Source organism: Promicromonospora sukumoe (assembly GCF_014137995.1).
GTDB classification, from domain to species: domain Bacteria; phylum Actinomycetota; class Actinomycetes; order Actinomycetales; family Cellulomonadaceae; genus Promicromonospora; species Promicromonospora sukumoe.
Genome location: NZ_JACGWV010000001.1, coordinates 3,261,799 through 3,282,972 on the forward strand (window position 1 = coordinate 3,261,799; position 21,174 = coordinate 3,282,972).

A 21,174-nucleotide genomic window follows, 5' to 3' on the forward strand; every position below is an offset into this window, starting at 1 on the left:
GGGCTCAGCGGGCCGTCAGCGTGTCGACCCGCGCCCCCTCGGCCGGGTCGATCGCCTCCCGGGGGTCGACGAGGCCGAGGCTGCGGCCGATCTGGAGCACCCGCCGGGACATCTCGACGTTCGCCGCGCGCGCCTGCCCGAGCGCCTCGGGTGCCGGCCGCGCGTGCTCGACGGCGCTCGGCCAGTCGGCCTGGCTCGCGTACGAGACGGGCCACCGGAACCCGTGGAACCGCGTGGAGTTCGGCGCGACGGACACCGCGCCGCGGCCCAGCATCAGCGCCCAGTACAGGGCGTGGTACGAGTTGGACACCACGACCTTCGCCGACGCGAGCCGGGTCAGGGTCTCCAGGATGTCCTCGGTGTTGTTCGTGATGTGCTCGAAGTCGGCCCCCGTGGCCAGCGGCCGGGACGTGTCGATGCCGCGCTCGTAGTGGTTGAGCACCACGAACTCGTGCTCCGGCTCGCGCTCGCGCAGCAGGTCGAAGGCGGGCAGCATGCAGCTCGCGCACGGCACCCACGGCATGCCCGCGTCCCAGTCCCGCACCCCGACGACGTCGGCCTTGCCGAGCCACTCCGGCCAGATCCTGGTGACGCCGTCCTTCAGCACCCGCCGGCGCCACCCCGTGGTCGGGTCGAGCTGCACGCCCTCCTGGTAGTTGTGGCCGATGCCCCACAGCGCCACCGAGGCGGGCCGCTGGGCGAAGATCGACTCCACGCAGGTCTCGAACCGGCCGGGCCCGACCAGGCCGCTCCCGCCGACGATCACGAGCTTGCCCTGCAGGGGCGAGAACTTGCCGAGCGCCTGGAGCGACGCCGCCTCGTACAGGCTGATGGTGCGGCCGAGCCGCTCGACCCACGCGACCGTCCGGCCCACGGCGGACCAGTGGTCGCCGACGTTGCGCATGCTGTTGCTCTCGCACACCGCGACGACGGGGGCGTCCGCGAGGAGCTCCGTCAGCTCGAGGAGGCTCCTGGTGGACGACGCCGGCCCCGCGGGCGGGGCGGTGAACGTCGTCCTCCCGACGCCGTCGAGGCCGCTCGACAATCCCTCGAACTCCTTGACGGTACGCATCACATCCATGTTTTCGAGCCTTTCGTCCAGGGCGGCGGTCAGCCGGTGTTCAGGCGAAGCCGGCCCCGTTCGGGCCGACTTCTGACCACGTTATGGGCGAAAAACTCGGCGGCCTATACGCTGCGTGCCGACCTTTCGGCCGAAAATCGCAGGAATAGCCACCTGATTCGAATTGATGAATTCCCCGTACCGGATGTGTTACGTCCGTGAGAACGTGCCCTTTCCCCGGGCTAGGCCTGCGGCGCCGGGGCGGCGGCGGAGGCCAGCTCGTCCGGCGTCGGCGCGGGCCCCAGGATCGGCACCAGGTCCGCCAGGGCCAGCCGCAGGAGCCGGTCCGCCGTGCGCCGCCGGACGTCGGGCACGTCGATGCGCATGGCCGTGGCGAGCGCCAGGTTGTCCGACGTGCGCGGCCCCGTCCGCACGAGCACCCCCGAGCACGCCGTGTCGCTGCGGCACTGGCCGTGCTCCGTGTAGACCCCCGACGCCGCGGCGCGGTGGAGCTCGTCGTCGACCTCGTCCTGGCTGCGGGCGGTCTGCCCCGTGAAGGGGCGCAGCCCGGCCGCCTTCAGGTAGCGGTGCCGCCGGTCGGCGGGCAGCGCCGCGAGCAGGGCGAGTCCCCCGGCCGTGGCGTGGGTGGCCTCCGGCAGGCCGTCCGCGATGTCGTCCAGGCGCGGGGCACCGGTGGTCTCGCTGTGGGCGAGCACGACGAGCTGCCCGTCGCGCAGCGAGGTCAGGAACACGCCGCACCCGGTCTGCGCCGCCAGGCGGCGCAGCACCGGCCGGACCCGGTCCAGCCGGGCGGTCACGTCGACGGCCGGGCCGAGGACGTCCGGGAGGAAGTAGTGCCGGCCGTCCGCGCCGCGCCAGGCCCACCGGCGGTCGGTGATCGTCCGTAGGTGGTGGTAGACGGTCTTGACCGGGATGCCGGTGCGGCGCGCGAGCTGCTTGGCGGTGAGCCCCTGCGGGCTGCGGCTGAGGTGCTCCACGATCCGCAGCGTGCGGTCCGGGCTACGGAGCCCGGGGACGGCGGCGGTCGGGCGAGAGGCAGACAACGAGATCGCTCCACATCACTGGATGTCGGCACCAACGAGGACGATCTTCGTTCGCACTCAGGAATCACTCATGGTCGTTCGGCGGACCCAGAAATTCAAAGGTTCTTCACCCGGTGGCTTTTCACCCTGAGAAATGATTAATCATGAATGACCGGTGATCGAGCAATGCTCACTGGTCGAGTGAGAACAGGCGCCCCTGCCACCGCGAGCGCATCAGCCGGTCGTGCCCGGCGACGACGACGGCGCCGGGCGCCTGCCCGAAGGCGTCCTCCAGCTCGTCGACGAGCGTCGGCGAGAGGTGGTTGGCCGGCTCGTCCAGCAGGAGCAGGTGCGGCGGGCGGGCGAGGACGAGCGCGAGCGCCAGCCGGCGCCGCTGCCCGACGGACAGGTCGCCGACGGGTGTGCCGGCCTCGCGCGCGGCGAGCAGCCCGAGCGTCGCCAGCGGCGTCCGCTCGGCGGCCTCCTCGCCGAGGGTGTCGCGGTAGGTCTGCTCGGCGGTCCGCTCGGGACGTTCGAGCTCCGTGTCCTGGCGGAGGTACGCGATCTCGGCGTCGGGGCGCCGTCGGAGGGTTCCGGCGAAGCCGACCTCGCCGGCGAGGACGCCGAGCAGCGTGGACTTGCCCGCCCCGTTGGGGCCGGTGACCAGCAGCTTGTCCCCGGCGTCGACCATGAGGCGCGCGACCCGGAGCCGGCCCGGCACCTCGAGGTCCGTCATCTCGGCGAGCGGGCCCTCGGACGCGGGCAGCGCGACGTGCGGGGCGCTCAGGCGCAGGGGTGGCGGTGGGGCGGGCACCGCGGTGCGGGCCCGTTCCACGAGGCGCCGCCGGGCGTCGCGCGCGCGTCGGGCGACCTGGTTCTGCACCCGGCCGGCACGGTGCCCGTAGCCCATCTTCTCGGAGTCGCGCCGGACCCGGTCCGAGGCGTGCTCGGGGGCGACCTCGATGAGGGCGAGGGCCAGCCGTTCCAGCTCCTCCTGGTCCTCGCGGTAGCGCTGCTCCCACCGCTGCCGCGCCGCCCGCTTGTGGTCGGCGTACGCGGAGTAGCCGCCGCCGAACACCACCGGTCCGGACGCGGCGGGGTCGAGGTCGACCAGGCCCGTGCAGACGGCGTCCAGCAGGGCGCGGTCGTGGCTCGCGAGCACGACGACGCCGGGGAACGCGCGCAGGTGCTCCTCGAGGAACGCGATGGCGGCCTCGTCGAGGTGGTTGGTCGGCTCGTCGAGCACGAGCGCGGCGGGCTGCCGCAGGAGCAGGGCCGCGAGCGCCAGCCGGCCACGCTGCCCGCCGGAGAGGGTGCGCAGGGTCCGGTCGGCGGGGATCGTGTCGAGCCCGAGCGCGCGCAGCACCTGCGCCGCGCGGCGGTCCGCGTCCCAGGCGTCGGTGCGCTGCGCCTGGGCAAGCCGTTCGGCGTAGGCCGCGGACGCCGTCTCGTGGTCCGCCGCGTGCGCCGGGACGCCGGCCAGGTGCTCGGCGGAGGCGCCGAGGCGTTCGAGCGCGTCGCGGACGGGCCGCAGCGCGTCGTCGACGACCTCGCCGACGGTCGAGTCGGGGACGAAGGGCAGCTCCTGGGCGAGGTAGCCGACGTCGGCCGGTCGCTCGACGTGCCCGCCGTGCGGGTGGAGGTCCCCGGCGAGGAGCCGCAGGGCGGTGGACTTGCCGGTGCCGTTCTCGCCGATGATCCCGGTGCGTCGGCCGGGGCCGACGCGCAGCGAGACCCCGTCGAGGATGCGCCTCCCGCCGGCGACGTAGGTGACGTCGTGCAGGGCCAGGGAGTCGCTCACCTGCGGACCCTACGGTCCGGGGCGCGACGGTGAGACGTCTTTTTCCGAGGTCGTGTGACCAGCGCCACCCCGATAACATAGCATTGCCGTGTTATGTTATCGGTGTCCGCAGGGAGAGACACACAGGAAGAGGCAAGGCCATGACCGTGAAGCTGGTACACCCCGAAGGCGTCAACCGGGTCGACGTCCACCACCAGGTCGCCGAGACGCAGGGCTCGCGCACCGTGTACCTCGCGGGGCAGGTGTCCTGGGACACCGAGGGCAACCTCGTGGGCGCGGGCGACGTGGCCGCACAGGCCGAGCAGGCGTACCTCAACATCGCCGCCGCGCTCGACGCGGTCGGGGCGACGGCGGCCGACCTCGCCAAGGTCACCGTCTACATCGTCGAGCTCGACGCCGAGAAGGCCGAGCAGTTCGTCGTCGGCCGCGAGCGCGCGGCCGCCACCCTCGGCGTCGAGCTCCAGCAGCCGAGCACCTGGATCGGCGTCACCGCGCTGGCCGCGCCGGGCTACCTCGTCGAGGTCGACGCCATCGCCGTCCTGCCCTGAGGCGGCCGTAGCGCGGCCCAGCCGGCCTCGACCGAGCGCCGGCACACCGCGGGATCGTCGCCGGCGGCGACGATCACCGCGGTGAGGAGCGGGATGCCCGAGGCGAGGGTGCGCCGTGAGGCGACCCGGCTGACGACGAGCGACACGATGCCATGGCAGACGGTCCAGACCTCGGTGGCGAGCCGCTCGGGGTCCGTGTCCTCGGCGATCCGGCCGGCGTCGTGACAGCGGCGCGCGGCCCGCACGAGGTACCCGAGGGTCGCCTCGGCGGCCTCGACGTCCTCCAGCTCGACGGTCGCGTCGAACATGACGCGGTACAGGTCGGGGTGCTCCAGGGCGTTGACCGCGTAGGCAGCCACCCCGGCCACGAGGTCCTCGACGGGGTCCTCAGGGACGGCGAGCTTCTCGAACCGGGCCGCCAGCAGCGTGAAGCCCTCCTGGCGCAGCGCGCGCCACACCCCGTCCATCCCGCCGAAGTAGGTGTAGACCGCCATGGTCGAGACCCCGGTGCCGTCGACGAGGGACCGCAGCGTGATGGGCTCCCGCTCGCGCAGCATCCGCGCCGCGCGCTCCAGGAGCAGGGTCCGGACGGCCGGGTCCTTTTGCCTCGCCATGCCGGTGATTCTATAGCATCACTATGAAAAGGCTGGCCTGGTGTCGGAGTGCAGGGCGTCGGCGTGGAGCGTGTCAGCGTGCAGGGCGTCGAGGGCGACGGCGGCCCCGTGCTCGTCAAAGGTTCCGGTGACGGCGTCGGCCGCTTCCCGCACCACCGCGGGCGCGTGCCCCATCGCCACGGCGTGGGCGGCCCACCGGAACATCTCCAGGTCGTTCCGCCCGTCGCCGATCGCCACCGTCCGCGAGGGCTCGACACCGAGGTTGGCCCGCACCTTCTCCAGCGCCGTCGCCTTGCTCAGCCCCGGGCCCGTGACGTCCAGCCAGTCCTCCTCGGCGAGCACGGCGGAGAGCCCGGCGGCCCGGACCGGCTCCGCCAGCCGCCCGGCACCGGGCCCGCGCAGCACGAGCCGGGTCGTCTCCCGCCCCGCCAGGTCTCGTGCGGAGACGATCTGCTGCGCGCCGTTGAGCTGCCCCGTGGGAAACAGGTGCGTCACGTCGTAGCCCCAGCCCACCCGCTCCGCGGCGATCTGCAGGCCGGGAAGCTCGGCGCGCGACGACCGGACGACGGGCCCCGGGTCGAAGTTCTGCACGTCGTCGAGCTCGTAGCCACGCCGGGTCCGCGGGTCCAGGCGGACGGTGACCGCACCGTTCGAGGCGACCGCCCAGCCCTCGGCGAGCCCCAGCGACCTCGCGATCGGCAGCACGCCGACCAGGGATCGCCCCGATGACAGCACCACGTGATGGCCGGCGGCGACGAACCGGGCGATCGCGTCGCGCACGGACCGGTCGATCTGCATCGTGGCCGGCCGCGCCAGCGTGCCGTCGATGTCGAGCGCGGCCAGGAGCGGCTGGCGTCGTTGGTCGTCCTGCTCGTTCATGGTCATGGTCGCTTTCGGTGGGGTCGCACGGACGGGAGCCGATCCAGGGGTTCGACGCCGACTGCGGTTTGGCGTTGCCCTGTCGCGAATTTCGGCTCTCATGAGGTCAATCCAAGGTCCGATGCGCCGCTCAGAACACCCTGCGCAGGCGTGAGGCTCGTGGCAGGATTTCCCCGTCTCACCGGGAGATGTGGAGGGGGCGACCATGAAGACGCGCAGCAGGAAAGCCGAGCAGCGTGCCCTGGCCGAACAGCTGCGCGCCGAACAACGGACGTGGTCCGAGATCGCGATGGTCTTCACCGGACGTTTCGGCGTGAACCTTCGGGCGGCGCTACGCATGGTGCACGGCTGGAGCCAGCAGGACGCTGCGGACAGGTGGAACGAGCGCTGGCCGGACGACCCCAAGACGTTCAAGAACTTCTCGTACTGGGAACAGTGGCCGGCGCCGACCGGTCACGCTCCCTCGCTCGACGTCCTCGCGCGCCTCGCCGAGCTCTACGAGTGCGCCCTGTCGGACCTGGTCAGGGACTGCGCGGACTTCCGGCACCGCGATGCGACGTTCCGCGACGTCCGGGCGCTCCAGACCCTTTCCCAGGACTTGTCCCCCGACGACGATGCCCGGGACACGACCCAGGTGGAACTGAGCGGCCTCCTGGCTTCGCTGGACCAGATGGACGTGAGCGAGCTGGCGCGTCTGACGACCGCGTGGGCGGTCCGTTCCGGCGCTCCGGACACGCGGCGTTCGGTCCTGCTCAAGCTCTCGGCCGGCCTGTCCCTGGCGGCAGCGTCCACGCCGCTGGCGGGCGCTGACCCAGCCGCCGCGCCAGGCATGTCAACCACCGAGAGCGGCGTCGAAGGAATCTGGCACTCGCAGTACCGGTACCGCAGCTCCAGCCAGGACGAGGAACAAGTCGACGAGCACTACGTGGTTGCTCGCCAGCACGGCACGCGGTGGATCGCCCAAGGACTGCCGCACTCGACCGGCTCGCAGATCCGGCTGGAGCTGGCACTCGACCCTCCGGTCGCGACGGGCACGTGGCGCGAGACGACCGCTCCGGACGGCCGATACCGCGGAGCGAGCTACCACGGTGCGCTCCAGATGGTGATAGATCCCAGTGGCCGCAGCATGCACGGCATGTGGCTCGGGTTCGGACGCAGATTCAGCGTGAACGCCGGCGAGTGGACCCTGACCTGGCAGGAAGGATCGACCAGCAGAGCCGCCCAACGCGACTTCTACGACCGCGCCTGAGTATCGAAGTCGGGCCCGGTGATCACCGCGACGATCCGCGTCCCGACCGGGAACTCGCCCTTCGCAGCAAGGTCGTAGATCCCGTACATCATCTTGGCGACGTAGACCCAGTCCAGCCGCAGTCCGTGGCGACCAAGGAAATCGTCGACGAACGCGCCCAGCTCCGGCGTGGACTTCGCGTACCCACCGAAGTGGTAGCCGGTCTCGACCTGCCAGTTCACGGTCGCCTCACCAAGCGCGTCGCGCTGGAGGGCAGCGACGTCGTCGGAGAGAAAGCCCCCGCCCTTCAGCGACGAGAAGCCGAGGGCACGCTGCCCAGGCCCGAGCCCGGCCGCGAGGCCGGCCAGAGTGCCGCCGGTACCGACCCCGCAGCAGACGACGTCGAAACCCTCCGTGATCTCGCCGACCATTTCGGCGCACCCACGAACCGCCAGCGCATTGCTGCCGCCCTCGGGCACCAGGTAGAAGTCGCCGAACTCAGCGTGCAGCCGATCCGTCACCTCTCGGTCCGTCTTGCGGCGATAGGTCTGACGGTCCAGGTAGGTCAGCCGCATCCCATGGTCGACGGCGAACTGCAGCGACGGGTTCAGCGGGTCGTACGCCTCGCCCCGGATCACGCCGATCGTCTCGAAACCGAACAACGCCCCGGCCGCAGCTACTGCCCGGACGTGGTTGGAGTACGCGCCGCCGAAGGTCAGCAGCTTCGAGGCACCTGCCGTGCGAGCAGCTTCGAGGTTGTACTTGAGCTTGCGCCATTTGTTGCCCGGCAGGTCCGGATGGATCAGGTCGTCCCGCTTGAGCAGAAGTCGCACACCTGCTGCGTCGAGGCGCTCGTCGTCCAGTACCTCGACCGGAGACGGGAGCAGCAGCGCGGGCACAGACATGCTGGAAGTCTGGCACGCCGGTGGCTGCCCTGATCCGAGGCATCCCCCTCACGTCCATGCCCGCGGATCGACGCGCCCCTCCGCTATCACAGCGCGAATCATTTCGCGCTTTAAGCACCAATATCCCTTTCACGTTGCAGTGTCCGCGTCGCGTACTTAACGTATGGAATGCGAACACACCGTTCGACTCACTGGACGTCGTCCAGTGATCCCCATTGTGTGAAAGGAACACAGCTCCAATGAGCCTCGTCGACATCATCTCGCACCTGCTGGACAACCTCGGCTGCACCCTCGAGCAGGTTCTGCAGCTGCTGGGTCTCTGACCTGGTGCGATACCGCTGATCAGGTAGGCCCCGTCCGGGACTGCCGATAGCGGCGCTGGATCACTCCCCCAGCAGAAGAGCTCCCCTCGCGGGTATTCCGCGAGGGGAGCTCGTTCGTTGTGCGCTCACGCAATGCGGGTTGCGCTCACGCAATGTTTACCGCTCCCGGTGGACAATTCCTTGGGCCTCTTATAAGCACCTGGGAATGCATTTCGCCGCGGCGCACGCGACCAGCCGGGGCCAGCCGCTCAGTCGATCCAGACGAGCATGCCCATCCCGGCGTCGGAGGCCTCGGCGAAGAACTCCGTGAGTCGCTTCAGGTGTCCGACGAGGTAGTCCTTGCCGTCCTCCTGGGCCCACGCACCCTGCGGGTAGACGTCGGCCTCGACGAGGTCGGCGGACGGCACCGCGTCCACCGCGGCCTGCGCGTCCAGGCCGCCGAGCGCCGTCGACAGTTCCGCGACCCGCTCCACACTCAGCCACGACGGCGGCCCATAACCCCAGTCGTCCGCGTCCGGCACGGGCTGGTCCCCGTAGACGACGGCGGCCGGCACACCAGCGCGTTGCAGCACGAAAACCAGCCCGTGCCACGCCTTGTCGATGTCCATCAGGCGCTGGTCCGGTTCCGCGCCCGCATCCTGCAGGTCCCACAGCTCGTCGATGAGGTCCCGGATCGCCTCCGGGTCCGCCAGTGCCAGGTCAAGGTCGTGCGGCGCGAGGCGCATGTACTCGCCGATCATGCTCATGCTCCGCACGGTACGGGCACCCACTGACACGACCGGCGGGCACAACCCTCGCCGGGCCAGGGCCTCAGCTCCCGAACGTCTCCAGCAGCGTCGACCGCTCCGCGTCGGTGAGGTTGGTCGCGATCAGCTTGCCCCGCATGCCGTGGAAGCGTTCGCCCACGCGGTCGATGTCGCCGTCCTGGGTCACGGCGAACAGCGCGGACGTGCCGACCGTGACCTGTTCCCGGATCGTCTCCAGCTGCGTCTTGTCGATGCCGACGGCCTCCGTGTGTTTGGCCAGGGCTCCGATCGCCGCACCGGCGGCAGCGCCGATGAGCGGCATGAAGAACAGGGTGCCCAGGAGCAGCCCCCAGAACGCGCCCCACCCGGTGCCGCGCCACTCGCCCTCGTGGGCCTGCTTGGTGGTAGGGGTCGCCTGCCCGACGGGCCAGGACACCACGGCGTGGTCGACGACCGTGATCAGCCCTTCCGAGGCCGCCTGCTTGAGGTTCGAGGCCGCGGCCTGCGCGCCCTCGGGGTCGTCGAACTTCCAGACGGTGAACGTGGTCATCGTGATCCTCATCCTCCTGGCACGATCGAGCGCCCCCGCCTCTCGATCGTCGCACCGGCTCCCGCGCCGCGCTTGCCGAACAGATCCGGGGCCGCCGGGCCGGCACCGGGCGCGACGGAGCCCGATCGTCAGCCTCCGTTAGGCCGCGCGTCACCCCGGCGCCAGACGACGGCGCCACGATCTCACCCGTGGAAAACAGCCTCTCCCGCCGGTCCCTGTTCCGGGCAGCAGCCGCCGTCCCGATCCTGTCGGCAGCTGCCGCCGGGACGACGCCGGCCACCGCCGCAGCCGCGCCGTCGGCGACGACCCCGCACGGCGGGCGCCCCGACACGACCGCCCAGCGGTTCACCATCGCCGTCCTCCCCGACACGCAGTACCTGCTGGACGACGGCGGTTCCGACGCCGAGCCCGTGCGTGCCACGCTGCGTCACCTCGACCGCGAGCGCGCGCAGGACAACATCGTCTTCATGACGCAGCTCGGTGACGTGACCGAGCACGGCACCGAGACCGAGATGCGTGCCGCGAGCCGCGCGTTCGACGCCGCCGGCCGCCTCCCGTACAGCGTGCTGGCGGGCAACCACGACGTCAGCGGCGACGACCAGCGCGGCGACTCGCCGTACCTGCGCACGTTCGGACCCCAGCGTTTCCGCCGGATGGAGACCTACGGCGGTTCCTCCCCCGACGGCTACAACAGCTACCACGTGGTCCGCGGCGGCGGCCGGGAGTGGCTGGTCCTGGCGCTGGACTGGCGCCTGTCCGACGCCGGGCTGGCCTGGACCCAGGGTGTGCTCGACGAGCACGCCGCGCTGCCCGCGATCCTGACGACGCACGACCTGGTCTGGGCCGAGGACGACGGCACGGCCCACCTCTCCGACAACGGCCAGCGCCTCTGGGACCGCCTCATCAAGGGCAACGACCAGATCTTCCTCGCGCTCGGCGGGCACTACTGGCCGTCGGGCCGCACGACGCTGACGAACGACGCCGGCCACCCCGTGCACCTGCACATCACCAACTACCAGGACCGTTACTACGGCGGCGCGGGCATGGTGCGGTACTACGGCTTCGACCTGGCGCGCGGCGTGATCGACGTCGAGACGTTCTCGCCCTGGCTGCTCGCCAAGGACGAGCCGACGCCGCTGGAGGCGGAGCACGTCGAGCTGAGCGGCGACGTCGACCGGTTCACCGTCGAGATCGACTTCGACGAGCGCTTCGCGGCGTTCGCGCCGCCGGTGCTGCCCGCGCCGCTGCCGCCGTCGGCCGTGATGCCGCGCGGCACGGTCGCGTACTGGCGCTTCGACGAGGCCGGACTGGCCGCGGCGGGGTCGGACGGCGCTCACGTGGCACCCGGCACCGTGGCCCGCGACCTCACCGGGAACGGCAACGACCTGACCTCCGAGCTGCTGCACACCAGCGACCGGAACGCGCTGACCTGGTCGGCCGAGCACCACGACGCGCAGCCGGCCCGCGCCAGCCTGCGGTTCGACGGCGGCAAGTCCCCCGACCGCGGCGCCGTGCTGCGGACCGGGCCGGACGCGCCGGTGAACAGCGCGACGTTCGAGTCCGGCTACACGATCGAGACGTTCCTCAAGCTGCCCGAGCCCTTCGAGGGCGACCACTCCTGGATGGGCATCCTGAGCTGGGAGGGCCGCGCGGGCGACGCCGGCAAGCACAGCGGATGGTCCGACGACGAGCCCACGTGCAGCCTCAACCTGTCGGGCGAGCGGTTCCTGCAGTTCGTCGTCTACCCCGTGCCCGTCGACGCCGACCCGACGTCGTGGAGCCACGCGATCCCGGTGGGCCGCTGGATGCACGTCGCGCTCGTCAACGACGGCCGGCACACGGTGATGTACGTGGACGGCTCCAAGATCGTGCGCAACGCCGCCGAGGAGTCGCGCGGCATCTCCACGCTCGGCAAGCCGTTCGCGATCGGCGGCACGCAGTCCGCCGAGAAGTACGGGCAGGGCTTCTACGGCTGGATCGGCGACACCCGGATCGTGTCGCGCGCCCTGCGCCCGAACCAGTTCCTCACGGCGCGGGGTCGCTGACCCGCGCGTCGAGGTACGTCCGGACCCGGGCCAGCAGCAGGTCGCACCGGGCGACCGTGGGCGGGCTGTCACCCAGCCCGTCCCGGTCCAGGACCCGCCGCTCCGTCACGACGGAGCCTGGCGGGAACTGCTGCCAGGTCAGGTCGACCGCGAGCACGCCGACGTCGGTCGGCACCTCGTTCCAGAAGTGGACCTCGTCGCGGTACCGGGTCCGGACGACGCCCTTGACGATCTCGGCCGCCGGGAGGAAGTGCTGCACCACGCGCGACGTCGGGTAGCACTGGCCGAGGGCCGGGTTGCCCTCTTCCCGGACGCCGCCGTACGACGTCCGCTCGTCCCAGGACGCCTCCAGCGCCTCGCGCAGCGCGACGAGGTCGACCGGGGTCGGCGGCACGTCGATGGTGGTCACCCGCACAACCTTTCACCCGCCCGCTGCGTCGTAGGGGGTATGAGACACACACACGAGAAGGCACGTTCCATCGTCCTGACGGCCGGCCTCGTCGTCGGCCTCACCACGGGGGCGACGACGGCCGCCGTCGCCGCGCCGTCGCAGGTGGCGTGCTCCGCCGTCGCCGCGCACGCGCCGAGCCACGTCGCGGACCCGCCCGGGTGCGACCCGGTCGGCATCCCGATCAAGCTGGGCGAGCCCACCGACGGCGCGACGGACACCTGGCAGTCCACCGAGACGGACGGCGTCGGCTACAAGCTCCCGGCCGACTGGACCGGCCGCGCCGTCGTGGGCGACGGCGGCCCCGGCCACGAGTGGGAGTCGCCGGAGACCATCTACTCCGACGAGTTCGGCGACCTGCACTGGCGGGTGCTCATGCAGTCGCCGTTCTACGACCAGGAGATGCCCGACCCCGAGGTGCTGAACGAGCTCGGGTACTACGCCTCGTACATCGACGTCGACGGTGCGTCGGAGGCCGTGCTCACGGCCGCGCAGACCGGTCACTGGGGCGCGCCGGGGGTCGAGACCATCGACTTCCAGGTCTTCGTCCAGTCGGAGGAGACCGGTGTGGTCAGCCGGTTCATGGGCGAGCTGCCGCCGGGCGACGAGGGGCAGTTCCTGCTGGACAACTTCGTGCCGACGATCGAGCCCTGATCCTGGGCTGAATCCGAGGTAAACAGGGGCGGGTCCCGGCACGGCGCCGGGGCCCGCCTCTGTGGTCCGGGAGGCTCGCCGGGAGACCTACCGGGAGCCGTCCCCGGCGTCGGCCAGGGCGATCAGCGCGCTCCCCGCGTCCGCCGTCATGCCCGTCGTGTCGACCATCGCGCGCGCGGTCTCGGCGGCGTACTCCGCGCCGCAGGCCTCGACCACCGCGGGGATCGAAGACTTGAGGAGGGAGTACTCGGTCGGGCCAACCTCGTCGCCCTCGAGGTCGGTCGGGTCCATGAGCTTCTCCCCGACATAGAGGTTCACGAAGTCCCGGACCTCACCCCCGAGCCGGGAAGCGTCCTGGCACGCGTACTCCTCGACGATCGCCTCGATCTCGGGTGCCGCGTACGTCTCCACCGCTCGTTCCGGGGCGGTGAACTCGGCGTCCGACGCGAGCTGGGCGACGGCGTCCTGGATCTCGGTGGGCGTGCAGTTCCAGTTGGTCTGCCCGTGCTCGATCGAGCACTGGTACACCCGGCGGTGGGTCGACGGCGCCACGACCAGTTCCTCCCGGGTGCCCAGACCGGGGAGGACGAACGACTTCTCGGTGCCCTCCCGCACCACCGGACGGTCGCTCACCTCCTGGCCGGCGGCCACCTCGAAGACGACGTCGCCGGCGACCGACTGCGCCGTCGGGCCGAAGCCGAGCTGGACGTACCCGGACTCGCCCGCCGCGAGGTTGAACGCGACCGGCACGTCCTGAGCCTCCCGCAACGCCGTGAGCGTGTCGTCCGCCGGGGTCTCCCCCAGGGCCAGCGTCGCGCTGAGCCCCTCCGCGAGCCCCGCAGACCGGCAGTCGAAGACGAAGGACGGCTTGGCGTCCGGCGCGTTCTCGTCCCGCTGGAAACGCAGGTCGGAGACGCGCACGTACTCGCCGCCGCTGCCCGTGTTGGTCAGCTCGATCGTGATCGGGGCCACGCGCGTGCCGTGGTCCTGCAACCACCGGACGTGCTCCGGCTGGCAGTAGAGCTCCAGCGGCTGCGGCAGGTCGGTCAGGTCCACCGAGGCGTCGAGTACGAACCGGGGGAACGGGTAGCTCTCGTCGACGGACGCGACCAGGGACACGTCGTCGACCGTGGACGCCGTCGTGTCGTGGCGCAGCTGCAACCAGCCGATGACGACCCCCACGACTGCCAGGACCGTGACGCCGAGCGCGACGTACGCACTCCTGTTGAACCGCGCGACCGGCTCCTCACCGGATCTCAGCGCCCCGGCCGTCGATCGTCCGAACCTCGCGATGACGCGTCGTGCCCTGCTCGAGGGCCTGGGATCCATCGTGTGATCGTAGGGGTCACGACGTCGGGTGAAAAGGAATGTCGGTCATTCCGCGAGCGCCTCGACGAGGCGGTCCACGAACGCGGCCTGCGCGCTGACGACGACGCGCCGTGCCTCGTCGGGCGCGAACCAGGCGACGCGGTCGATCTCGGGGATCTCGATGCGCCTGCCGGACCGGGGCGGCCACTCGATCTCGACCGTGTTGCTGCTGATCCGGCTCAGGTCGGGTCCGGGCTGCGGCCACTCGCGCGCCCAGGCGTGCACCACCTTGCCGGCGCGCTGCTTCACCTCCCCGAGCACCAGGTCCGGGGCCCGACGACGGCGGCAGCTCCAGCCCGAGCTCCTCGGCGGCCTCGCGCAGCGCGGCGGCGTGGGCGTCCTCGCCGGGTTCGAGCTCGCCCTTCAGCAGCGACCACGACCCGGCGTCCTTGCGGGCCCAGAACGGCCCGCCCATGTGGCCGAGCAGCACCTCGACCCCGCCGTCGGGCAATCGCCGGAAGGGCAGGAGGCCCGCGCTCGTCGTCGCCATGGGTCCCAGTCTGCGGCGCGGCGTCGTCCGGGGCTTGTCCTGGACGGCGCAACTGGACGGCGGGCCTAGACCGCGAAGCGCGCGATCGCGCGCGTCAGCTCGACCACGGAGTCCTGCCCGCCGTGCCCGTCACCGAGCACGTGGAGCTCGCTCCCCGGCCAGGCGCGGTGCAGCCGCCACGCGGTCACGGCGGGCCCCGAGATGTCGTGCCGGCCGTGGATGAGCACACCAGGCACCTGCGCGAGCCGGTCCATGCGGCCCAGGATCTCGTCGCCGCCGAACCCGGAGTGCGACCAGTAGTGGGTCACGAGCGTGGCGAGCACGTCCCGCACGGGCGGGTCCTGCCAGCGCGGGTCGGGGCTCCACCCGGGTCCGAGGGAGACGTGGGTGTCCTCCCAGCGCCCCCACGCGGCCGCCGCGTTCGTTCGCACGTCGGGCGACGGGTCGCGCATCGCGCGGGCGTAGGCGTCGACGAGGCGTTCGCCCGGCTCCCGGTCGACGGCGCCGTCGAACAGCTCCCACTCCTCGGGGAAGACGCGGCCCATGGCCTCGGTGATCCACTCGACCTCCTCGGTCGACGTGTTGGTGACGGCGAAGAGAGCGATCCCGCTCACCCGCTCGGGGTGGGCCTGCGCGTAGGCGAGCGCGAGCGTGCTGCCCCAGGACGCGCCCGTCACGGTCCAACGCTCGATGCCGAGGTGGCGGCGCAGGGCCTGGATGTCCTCGATCTGGGCCGGTGTCGTGTTCTGGTCCAGCAGGTCCAGCCGCTCCGTCACGAGCGGGCGGCTGCGCCCGCACCCCCGCTGGTCGAACGTGACCGCCTGCTGACGATCCGAGTCGATGCGGCGGCGGTGGCCCGCCATCGACCCGCTGCCCGGACCTCCGTGCAGCCAGAGCACGGCCGGGCCGTCGGGGTTGCCGAACGCCTCGTAGTACAGCTCGTTGCCGTCGGCGACGCGCAGGTGTCCGGTACGCAGCGGGTTCGGGGAGGTCATCCCCCGAACCTAGACGAAGCCCACCCCACCCCACGGGCCGACGTCGCTACGGTTCCAGGATGAGGACGATCACCGACCCCGCAGAGCGCTTCGACACCCCCTTCACCGCCGACGAGAAGCAGACCCTCCTGGGGATCCTCGCGTTCCAGCGCGACACGCTGCGCTGGAAGGTCTCGGGGCTGAGCGGCACCCTGCTCGCCTACCGACATGCGCCCAGCGACCTGTCGCTCGGCGGTCTGCTGAAGCACCTCGCCGTCATCGAGCAGGCCTGGGTGAACGTGACGTTCGCGGGGACGGTCGAGACGCCGACCTGGTACGCCCAGTACAAGGCGCAGCAGGGGCGGAAGGACTGGACCTTCGCCACCGCCGCAGACGACTCGCCCGAGCAGCTCCTGACCTGGCTGGACGAGGCCCAGCGCAGCACGGAGCAGATCGTGGCCGAGACCGAGGACCTCGGCACGCTCGCGCAGGAACCGTTCTGGGAGGGCCAGGAGGCCTCGCTGCGGTGGATCCTGCTCCACCTGATCCAGGAGTACGCCCGGCACCTCGGGCACGCGGACCTGATCCGGGAGGCGATCGACGGGTCGGTCGGGATCTAGGTCGTCAGCGGCGGATCGGGGGCGCCGGCCGCCGCTCGTCCGGAAGCCGGGCGGCCGTTTCTGCTGTGGGCAGATCGGGGTCGGCTCGGCGGGCGGTGCGAACGTGCGTGCCATACGTTGATGGCATGACGCGGACGGGTGGAGTGCCAGGATCGGCGGGCAGGGAGCCTGCTCGATCGGTGCTGCCCGACGGCGCTCCGCCGCCCGACGCCGTCGATGGATTGGCGGGCGTGCGGGCGGTGCGTCAGGCACTGGCGGGCATGATCCTGCCTGGTGCCGCCGATGTTGGGTCTGGTGGTCTTGTCTCGGGTGCTGTTCAGGCCGAGTGGGTGGACCTGCTCGCCGAGCTGGAGGCCGTGAAGAACGCGATCACGGCGACCCAGGCCCGGTTGGCTGTGGTGTTGGACGAAGCCACTCGTGCTGACGAGGCCCGGCAGAGCATCCGGGCCGAGCGGCAGGGTCGTGGTGTGCCGAACCAGGTCGGTGCCGCGTTGCGGGTGAGCCCGCATGCTGGTGCCGGGTTCGTGAGCACGTCCCGGGTCTGGGTCACGCAGATGCCGCACACGTTCGCGGCCCTGCAGTCCGGGGTGCTGTCGGAATGGCGGGCCACGCTCCTGGTGCGGGAGACCTCGCACCTGTCGCTGGAGCACCGCGCGCTGGTCGACGAGGAGATCTGTGGTCCCGCGCATCTGGCCGAACTGGCGCGGATGGGGACCCGGCGGCTGATCGCCCGGATCAAGGAACTTGCCGCACAGTTGGACGTGCACGCCTGCGTGAAGCGCAACGCCAAGGCCGTCTCGGAGCGGCGGGTCTCGGTGCGTCCGGCGCCCGACCTGATGGTCTACTTGACCGCCCTGGTCCCGATGGCGCAGGGTGTGCAGGCCTACGCCCAGCTCAAGACCCACGCCGAAGCCCTCAAGGCCGGCGGGGACGAACGTGGAACCGGGCAGATCATGGCCGACACCCTCATCGAACGTGTCACCGCCCGCGAACCCGGGCACGCGGACGACGTGCCGGTCACGATCAACCTCCTCGTGTCCGACCAGACCCTGCTGGCCGACGGCAACCAGCCGGCCGTGGTGGTCGAGGGCGCCCCCGTCGGCGCGGGGGTCGTTCCGGCCCCGGTCGCCCGACACCTCGCAGCCCACGCGATCGACACCGACACCGCCTGGCTCCGCTCGATCTACGTCAACCCACACGGCCGACTGCTGGCCACGACGTCGACGTCCCGGTTCCACCCCCAGGGCCTCGCAGCACTCTTGCGCGCCAGGGAACAGGGCATCTGCGCCACCACCTGGTGCGACGCCCCCATCCGACACACAGACCACATCACCCCGCACACCGACGGCGGCCCCACCAGCCTCGACAACGGCCAAAGCCTGTGCGCCAGATGCAACCACGCCAAGCAGGCACCCGGCTGGTCACAGAAGACCACCCAGCTCGACGGACTCCACGCCGTCGAGACCATCACACCGACCGGGCACACCTATGTCTCGGTCGCGCCCACACCACCCAGGCCGAGCAAGACCCGAGACGCGACCGCAGCCCCTGACACGAACTCCACCGGCGCAGCACCCGACGGCTCACTGGCAACCGGTCAGACAGGCCGAGACCTCGACTCGACCCCCGACCGCGTCACGGCACCCCCATGGACCCCAGCCGTCGGCATGACCGGCCCCGCACACGACCGCACCCCGCGCAGCCGCTACTCGATCGGCTGCCACACCACCACGGCCCATGGCGCGATCGCCTACCGACCGAGCCCGCCACCCCGCCGATCACGCCCGGGTCGAGCCCGCGCCCGAAGACGTCGACCCGACTTCTCCTGGAGCCACCCCACCTGACGCTGACGACCGCAGCGTCCTCCGCGGTCCCCGTGAAGCGCCCCGTCCAGATCCCCTGGCAGGATGCGGTCCCGTGAACACTCCGCCCCCGCCGTCGGACATCACCACCGTCTTTCCCGAGCTGGCCGGGTACGAGCGCACGACGACGCTGCTGCATCCGCGCCCGGGCACACCCGAGGTACACGAGTCGTCGATCGGCGGACCGTTGCTGTGGCCGGCCGACGAGCCGTGGCCGACGGCGCAGGTGCCCTACGACCAAGAGGCCATCCCCCTGGTCGCGGTGCTCCAGCTCTGGGTCCGCGACTTCCCGGAGCTGGCACACCCCAAGGACAGGGACGTCCTGCAGATCCTGTGGTGTCCCGACGACAACGTCGATGCCTTCGACATGGACTACTTCCGTACTGGGCTACCCGATGCCGGGTTCATGGTCGTCTGGCGCCGGTCGGAAGACGTCACCGAGGTCTTGGCCGACGTACCGCGTCCGGCGGGAGACCAGACCATCTCGAAGGGTTATGTACCGGTCCCCTGCCGGCTCGTCCCGGAGCGTGTCACCGAGTACCCGCCGGCCTGGGTGCTCGGCCAGGCTTTCGACGACCATGCGCAACGCCGCGACGACGAGCTGGACAGCCATTACAACCGCGTGCGGTCCTTCGCCGACGGGTCCAAGGTCGGCGGATGGCATGCGGACTGCGGGGTCGGCGGACCGTACTTCGGCGCCTTCGTCTGCGACTGCGGTACGCCGCTCAGCCCGCTGCTCAGCCTGGCCAGCACCGAGGTCGCCCACACGGACCGGACGACCACCACGAGCTATCTCGTGCCTCCGGCTGCCGAGCCGCGCGGCCGGGAGTGCAGCGAGCCCACCGGGCTGGTGCTCGGCAACTGGACCAACCTCCAGCTCTTCTACTGCACCGAGTCCTGGGACCACCCGGTCCAGCGGTACGTCATGTAGGGCGACCCCGACGTCGGTGCTCCATCCGGTGCGAGACCATGGGGCACATGCCCTCCCCCGTCCGCCCCGGTCTCGACGTCAGCCGCGCACTGACGATCCCCCGCGCCGAGCTCACCGAGCGGTTCTCGCGCTCCTCCGGCCCGGGCGGGCAGGGCGTGAACACGACCGACTCGCGCGTCGAGCTGTCCTGGGACGTCGCGCGCTCGGCCGTGCTGAACGACACCCAGCGCGAGCGCCTCACGGAGCGGCTGTCCAGCCGACTCGTGGACGGGGTGCTCACCGTCGTCGCCTCCGAGCACCGGGAGCAGCGGCGCAACCGCGACGCCGCCGCCACGCGGCTGGTCGCGCTCATCGCAGACGGCCTGGCACCCGGCCCACGGACCCGGAAGGCGACGCGCGCCACCCGAGGCTCGAAGGAGCGGCGGCTGACCGCCAAGAAGCAGCGGTCGGCGACGAAGAAGCTCCGCTCGTCGAAGCCGAGACGCGAGGACTGACGGGTCAGCGCGGAATGTCAGGTCAGCGCGGGATGTCGATGCCGTACTGCGAGATCTTGCGGTACAGGGTCGCCCGGCTCATGCCGAGCTCGTCGGCGGCGGCCTTCATCGACGACGCGTGCCGGCTCAGGACCCGCACGATCTCGTCGCGCTCGAACGCCTCGATCCGGGACAGCCGGTGCGACGTGCCGGACAGCACCTCGGGCGGCAGGTGCCGCAGGTCGACGACGTCGGCGCGCGTCGCCGCGAACCGGACCGCGTCGGTGAGCGCCCGCACGTTGCCCGGCCAGGCGTGGTTGTGCAGGGCACGCTCGGCGGTCCGCGTGAACACGATCTCGTGCCCCCGCAGCCGGCGGGCGATCTGCCGGGCCAGTGGCAGCACGTCGTCGGGCCGCTCGCGCAGCGGGGGCACCTCGACCACGGACTCGACCAGGGATGCCAGCGGCGCCGGGACGTCCTCCAGGCGCTCGGCCGTGACCGCGAGGACGATCCGCGGGGCGTCGCCGCCGGCAGCACCGCCACCGCCATCAGCCGAGCCGGCACCACCACCGCCAACGGAACCGGCCCGCGCCGCGAGCACCAGGTCACGCAGCCGTTCGGCGACCCACAACGGCAGAGCCTCGACGTCGCGCAGGACGACGGCGGTGTGCGGCTTGTCGAGCTCGGGGGTCCACAGGCCGAGCCAGGGCTCGATGTCCTGCGGCGCCGGAGCGCTCGCCGCCAGGATGCGGTCCCGGGGTCGGACCGACCGCAGCGCCTGGGCCAGCAGCGTCGCCCGGCCGGACCCGGGTTCGCCGACCGCCGCGACGACGCGCCCCTCGGCGACGCCCGCGCTCGCACGCGCGGCGGCCTCGGTCCACGGCCCGGACAGCCCGTCCAGGGTCCCGGCGCCCGGCTCCAGGCGGGGCTTCTCGATGCGGAAGACCTCGCCGCGCGGCTGGGGCCGGGGCCGCCGGCCGCGTGAGCGGGCCAGCATCATCGCCGCCGTCGTCCCGGCCGCCGACTGGGCGAGCGCGAGCAGCAGGTCGCTCGACGACTTCGACCAGGTCGTGAGGTTCACGGCGCCCTCGACCCGCCCGGTGAGCGGGTCCAGGACGGGCGCGGCCGCGCAGGTGTAGGTGCACAGGCTCAGCGCGTAGTGCTCGTCAGCGCGCACCACGGTCGGTGCCCGGTCGGCCAGCGCGAGCCCGAGGCCGTTGGTCCCGGCCTCCCGTTCCGCGTACGAGAACCCGGGCGCGAGGTGGACGGCGTCGAGCGCCCGCAGCAGCGACCGGTCCCCGCTCAGCCGGTTGAGCACCAGGCCGTCGGCGTCGGTGAGCATGAGGCTGACGGGCTCGTTCGCGAGCGTGCGGTGCAGGTTGGTCAGCACCTCGCGGCCGCACTCGAAGAACAGCGACTCGTCGTCGTACGTACCCGTGAACACCGGCTCGACGTCGTCGAGCGGCACGCCGTACTCCTCGCTGCGCTGCCAGGAGTCGAGGAGCCGCTGGGGTACGGGCACGACGGAGGCGTCATGCAGCCGTGCCCGCTCCGGCAGGTGCCCTTCGCGCATCGGAGCCTCCGTCAGTCCGTCCTGGCGTCCGGCCCACGC

At 71.8% G+C, this 21,174-nt stretch carries 21 protein-coding genes and 1 pseudogene; 8 read left to right on the top strand and 14 right to left on the bottom strand.

The annotated features are described in order from the left end of the window. Window positions 1-4: 4 nt before the first annotated feature. The 3 genes from FHX71_RS14455 to FHX71_RS14465 all read right to left on the bottom strand — a co-directional run bounded on the left by FHX71_RS14455 (window position 5) and on the right by FHX71_RS14465 (window position 3,904). The gene (locus FHX71_RS14455; protein ID WP_182617414.1) at window positions 5-1,081 is read right to left on the bottom strand and encodes a glycosyltransferase family protein; all 1,077 of its coding nucleotides are present in this window, start codon (window positions 1,079-1,081) and stop codon (window positions 5-7) included. Between the two features lie 221 nt (window positions 1,082-1,302). Continuing rightward, on the bottom strand, window positions 1,303-2,124 hold the full coding sequence (locus tag FHX71_RS14460) for an IclR family transcriptional regulator (protein ID WP_182617416.1): 822 nt from the start codon (window positions 2,122-2,124) through the stop codon (window positions 1,303-1,305). Between the two features lie 169 nt (window positions 2,125-2,293). After that, a complete protein-coding gene (locus FHX71_RS14465) occupies window positions 2,294-3,904 on the bottom strand; it encodes an ABC-F family ATP-binding cassette domain-containing protein (RefSeq protein WP_312877049.1) in 1,611 nt (536 codons plus the stop codon). Window positions 3,905-4,044: 140 nt separating this feature from the next. Here FHX71_RS14465 and FHX71_RS14470 point away from each other — a divergent pair, with 140 nt between their 5' ends. Beyond that, entirely contained in the window at window positions 4,045-4,452 is a 408-nt protein-coding gene (locus FHX71_RS14470) for a RidA family protein (protein ID WP_182617418.1), read from the top strand. Here the strand turns inward: FHX71_RS14470 and FHX71_RS14475 are convergent. Both FHX71_RS14475 and FHX71_RS14480 read right to left on the bottom strand, forming a co-directional pair. Further along, window positions 4,413-5,066, bottom strand: a complete 654-nt coding sequence (locus tag FHX71_RS14475) for a TetR/AcrR family transcriptional regulator (protein WP_182617420.1) — start codon at window positions 5,064-5,066, stop codon at window positions 4,413-4,415. The genes FHX71_RS14470 and FHX71_RS14475 overlap by 40 nt on opposite strands. 21 nt (window positions 5,067-5,087) lie before the next feature. Further along, window positions 5,088-5,951 carry an HAD family hydrolase gene (locus FHX71_RS14480; RefSeq protein ID WP_246402575.1) on the bottom strand — a complete coding sequence of 288 codons (864 nt, stop codon included), beginning with the start codon at window positions 5,949-5,951 and terminating at the stop codon, window positions 5,088-5,090. A 199-nt stretch (window positions 5,952-6,150) separates the two neighbouring features. On the opposite strand from FHX71_RS14480, the gene FHX71_RS14485 reads away from it, so the two are divergent. Then, entirely contained in the window at window positions 6,151-7,194 is a 1,044-nt protein-coding gene (locus FHX71_RS14485) for a hypothetical protein (RefSeq protein ID WP_182617422.1), read from the top strand. Here the strand turns inward: FHX71_RS14485 and FHX71_RS14490 are convergent. The 3 genes from FHX71_RS14490 to FHX71_RS14500 all read right to left on the bottom strand — a co-directional run bounded on the left by FHX71_RS14490 (window position 7,179) and on the right by FHX71_RS14500 (window position 9,697). After that, window positions 7,179-8,078 carry a 1-aminocyclopropane-1-carboxylate deaminase/D-cysteine desulfhydrase gene (locus FHX71_RS14490; protein ID WP_182617424.1) on the bottom strand — a complete coding sequence of 300 codons (900 nt, stop codon included), beginning with the start codon at window positions 8,076-8,078 and terminating at the stop codon, window positions 7,179-7,181. The genes FHX71_RS14485 and FHX71_RS14490 overlap by 16 nt on opposite strands. Before the next feature lie 571 nt (window positions 8,079-8,649). Next, a complete protein-coding gene (locus tag FHX71_RS14495; protein ID WP_182617427.1) occupies window positions 8,650-9,147 on the bottom strand; it encodes a YfbM family protein in 498 nt (165 codons plus the stop codon). Window positions 9,148-9,211: 64 nt separating this feature from the next. Continuing rightward, entirely contained in the window at window positions 9,212-9,697 is a 486-nt protein-coding gene (locus FHX71_RS14500; protein WP_182617430.1) for a DUF1269 domain-containing protein, read from the bottom strand. A 188-nt stretch (window positions 9,698-9,885) separates the two neighbouring features. On the opposite strand from FHX71_RS14500, the gene FHX71_RS14505 reads away from it, so the two are divergent. Further along, entirely contained in the window at window positions 9,886-11,742 is a 1,857-nt protein-coding gene (locus FHX71_RS14505; RefSeq protein WP_182617432.1) for a LamG-like jellyroll fold domain-containing protein, read from the top strand. Here the strand turns inward: FHX71_RS14505 and FHX71_RS14510 are convergent. Beyond that, the gene (locus FHX71_RS14510; protein ID WP_312877050.1) at window positions 11,723-12,151 is read right to left on the bottom strand and encodes a YunG family protein; all 429 of its coding nucleotides are present in this window, start codon (window positions 12,149-12,151) and stop codon (window positions 11,723-11,725) included. The two genes, FHX71_RS14505 and FHX71_RS14510, sit on opposite strands and share 20 nt — an antisense overlap. Before the next feature lie 39 nt (window positions 12,152-12,190). On the opposite strand from FHX71_RS14510, the gene FHX71_RS14515 reads away from it, so the two are divergent. Then, window positions 12,191-12,844, top strand: coding sequence for a hypothetical protein (locus FHX71_RS14515; RefSeq protein ID WP_182617434.1), 654 nt, complete (start codon window positions 12,191-12,193; stop codon window positions 12,842-12,844). Window positions 12,845-12,931: 87 nt separating this feature from the next. On the opposite strand, the gene FHX71_RS14520 is transcribed toward FHX71_RS14515, so the two are convergent. The 4 genes and pseudogenes from FHX71_RS14520 to FHX71_RS14530 all read right to left on the bottom strand — a co-directional run bounded on the left by FHX71_RS14520 (window position 12,932) and on the right by FHX71_RS14530 (window position 15,697). Beyond that, complete coding sequence (locus tag FHX71_RS14520; RefSeq protein WP_182617437.1) at window positions 12,932-14,173, bottom strand: hypothetical protein; 1,242 nt, start codon at window positions 14,171-14,173, stop codon at window positions 12,932-12,934. Between the two features lie 45 nt (window positions 14,174-14,218). Then, window positions 14,219-14,461 (bottom strand): hypothetical protein, encoded by a 243-nt coding sequence (locus FHX71_RS30295; RefSeq protein ID WP_376770140.1) that lies wholly within the window; start codon window positions 14,459-14,461, stop codon window positions 14,219-14,221. Window positions 14,462-14,561: 100 nt separating this feature from the next. After that, window positions 14,562-14,702 (bottom strand): annotated as a pseudogene (locus tag FHX71_RS30300) (NUDIX hydrolase); the annotation flags it as partial. A gap of 65 nt (window positions 14,703-14,767) precedes the next feature. Then, window positions 14,768-15,697 carry an alpha/beta fold hydrolase gene (locus FHX71_RS14530; protein ID WP_182617439.1) on the bottom strand — a complete coding sequence of 310 codons (930 nt, stop codon included), beginning with the start codon at window positions 15,695-15,697 and terminating at the stop codon, window positions 14,768-14,770. Between the two features lie 59 nt (window positions 15,698-15,756). Between FHX71_RS14530 and FHX71_RS14535 the strand changes: the two genes are divergently transcribed. The 4 genes from FHX71_RS14535 (at window position 15,757) to arfB (ending at window position 19,583) form a co-directional block, all read left to right on the top strand. Continuing rightward, the gene (locus FHX71_RS14535) at window positions 15,757-16,296 is read left to right on the top strand and encodes a DinB family protein (protein WP_182617442.1); all 540 of its coding nucleotides are present in this window, start codon (window positions 15,757-15,759) and stop codon (window positions 16,294-16,296) included. 260 nt (window positions 16,297-16,556) lie between these two features. Then, window positions 16,557-18,140 carry an HNH endonuclease gene (locus tag FHX71_RS14540; protein WP_182618725.1) on the top strand — a complete coding sequence of 528 codons (1,584 nt, stop codon included), beginning with the start codon at window positions 16,557-16,559 and terminating at the stop codon, window positions 18,138-18,140. A 73-nt stretch (window positions 18,141-18,213) separates the two neighbouring features. Beyond that, complete coding sequence (locus tag FHX71_RS14545) at window positions 18,214-19,089, top strand: YwqG family protein (RefSeq protein ID WP_182617444.1); 876 nt, start codon at window positions 18,214-18,216, stop codon at window positions 19,087-19,089. A 47-nt stretch (window positions 19,090-19,136) separates the two neighbouring features. Then, window positions 19,137-19,583 (top strand): alternative ribosome rescue aminoacyl-tRNA hydrolase ArfB, encoded by a 447-nt coding sequence (arfB, locus tag FHX71_RS14550; protein ID WP_182617446.1) that lies wholly within the window; start codon window positions 19,137-19,139, stop codon window positions 19,581-19,583. A 22-nt stretch (window positions 19,584-19,605) separates the two neighbouring features. Here arfB and FHX71_RS14555 read toward each other — a convergent pair whose 3' ends face one another. Next, window positions 19,606-21,135: an AAA-type ATPase lid domain-containing protein gene (locus FHX71_RS14555; RefSeq protein WP_182617448.1), complete on the bottom strand. Its 1,530-nt coding sequence runs from the start codon at window positions 21,133-21,135 to the stop codon at window positions 19,606-19,608. Between the last annotated feature and the right edge of the window lie 39 nt (window positions 21,136-21,174).